The organism is Gryllotalpicola sp. CP2-P1, assembly GCF_057512245.1.
The window spans coordinates 1-2,046 of sequence record NZ_JBLRDT010000319.1 but is presented as its reverse complement, the minus strand read 5'-3'; the positions used below and the strand labels follow the sequence as shown (position 1 = coordinate 2,046).

At 71.5% G+C, this 2,046-nt stretch carries 2 protein-coding genes; both read right to left on the bottom strand.

All coding sequences use genetic code 11. From position 1 onward, the window contains the following. Positions 1-318: 318 nt before the first annotated feature. Complete coding sequence (gene wecB / locus ACM2XV_RS14725; protein ID WP_487027476.1) at positions 319-1,500, bottom strand: non-hydrolyzing UDP-N-acetylglucosamine 2-epimerase; 1,182 nt, start codon at positions 1,498-1,500, stop codon at positions 319-321. An 8-nt stretch (positions 1,501-1,508) separates the two neighbouring features. Beyond that, positions 1,509-2,046: hypothetical protein (locus ACM2XV_RS14720; RefSeq protein WP_487027475.1), on the bottom strand; the 538-nt coding region annotated here is incomplete at its 5' end.

Here is a 2,046-nt window from a genome sequence, read left to right as displayed (position 1 = left end):
ATGTGCTGATGCTCTTTGGTGAGGCCTTGCTCATGGACGAATACCCCCGTATCGAGTCCGACACTGGGTGGATTCGTCGTGCGTGCACGTGCAGAGACATGCGTGCACTGTCGACCGAGATCGACACACGCGTCAATGCATTGACTCCGTGCGATGCGCGAGGCGCGGCTATTCGGGTTCCGCCACCTCGTGGGTGGCATCGCCGCCAGCGCCTGCGGCCCGGGTGGCCGCGGTTGACCACATAAGGAGGTCACGTCTGACGAGGAACCGAGAGATCGTCTGTATAGAAGCTGAGAGCCCCTTTCGTCCCTGCCGGCTCTAGGCGACCGCGGCGAAGTCGTCCGTGAAGACCAGCGGGTGAAAATCCCGCACTCGCGTCCCCACGCCGAAATGCGCGGCGATCGCCGCGACCACGCGCGCGGTCGCATGGCCGTCGCCGTAGGGGCTGACCGCGGCCGCCATCTCGGCGTAGGCCAGGCCGTCGTCGAGCAGTCGATTGAGATTCGTGCGGATGACGTCGCGGTCGGTGCCGACGAGCGCGGCGGCGCCCGCGGCGATCGCATCGGGGCGCTCGGTCGTGTCGCGCGTGACGAGCACGGGCTTGCCCAGGGCGGGCGCCTCCTCCTGCACGCCACCCGAGTCGGTGACGACGACGTGCGCGGCATTCAGCAGGGCGCAGAACTCCGGGTAGTCCTGCGGCTCGATGAGCAGTGCGTCGGTGCGGTTGCCGAGCACGGGCAGCAGGGCGGCCCGCACCGTGGGGTTGGGGTGCATGGGCAGCACCACCGTGACGTCGTCGTGTGCGTCGAGCACATCGGCGAGCGCTGCGGCGGTGCTGCCCAGCCCCTGCCCCCAGGATTCGCGACGGTGTGCCGTCACGAGGACGATGCGCCGCCCGGCATCCACCGCCGCCGCGACGGCGGGCGACAGTCGCCCCGAGGCACGGTCGACGGTCTCGAAGAGCGCGTCGATGACGGTGTTGCCGGTGACGGCGATGGCGTCGGCCGGCACGTTCTCGGCGAGCAGGTTGCCCTTCGCGCTCGCGGTCGGCGCGAGGTGCAGTGCGGCGAGCTGGCCGGCGATGCGGCGGTTGCCCTCTTCCGGGAACGGCGAGGCGAGGTCGTGCGAGCGCAGCCCTGCCTCGAGGTGGATGACGGGGATGCCCTGGTAGTACGCGGCGAGCGCGGCCAGCGCCGATGACGACGTGTCGCCGTGCATGAGCACCGCGTCGGGCCGGCGCTCCTCGAACAGCGCGAGCAGCGCGGCGAACATGCGCGAGGAGAGCTCGGCGAACGACTGGCCCGGGCGAAGCATCCCCAGATCGCAGTCGACGTCGACGCCGAAGAACTGATTCATGCGGTCGAGGATCTCGCCGTGCTGGCCGGTGACGGCCACCGTGGTGCGGAAGCGGCGATCGGCGCGCAGGGCGCGCACCACGGGGGCGAGCTTGATGGCCTCGGGGCGGGTGCCGTAGACGACCATGATGTGCGGGTTCGACATGAGAGTTCCTAGCGGTGTGACGGAGCGGTGGACGATGTGGCGCGGGCGGCCTCGGCCGCGCCGCGATGGGCGCGGCCCGGTGCCTTCACGGCCAGTTCGAGAACGAGGACGACGACGGTCGGCACGAGGAAGACGGTGACCCAGGCGACCACGTCGGGGCCGGGCGCCTCGGGCGTGCGGATCACGCCCGCCCAGAACGGCACGGCCGCGGCGGCGACGACGACCAGAACGGAGCCGGCGGTGACCCGCCCGACGAGCCCGACGCGGCGGCGCACCAGCACCGCGACGGCGAGCACGAGCGCCGCGAGGTGCACGAGCGCGATGAGTGCGGGTACGGCGGTGAACGCCGGGGCGAGCGCGCCGCTGTCTGCTGCGACGGTGCCGAGGGCGTCGTCCACCGCGGCCACCGGGTCGCTCGCCGGTGTGCCGCCCGGGTTCGCCGCGGCGAACATGGCGGCCACGGTGATCACGAAGCCGGCGAAGAGCAGCGTGATCGCGCCCCAGGCGAGCGTGATGGGCGGAAGCGCGAGACGCGCAGCCGCGATG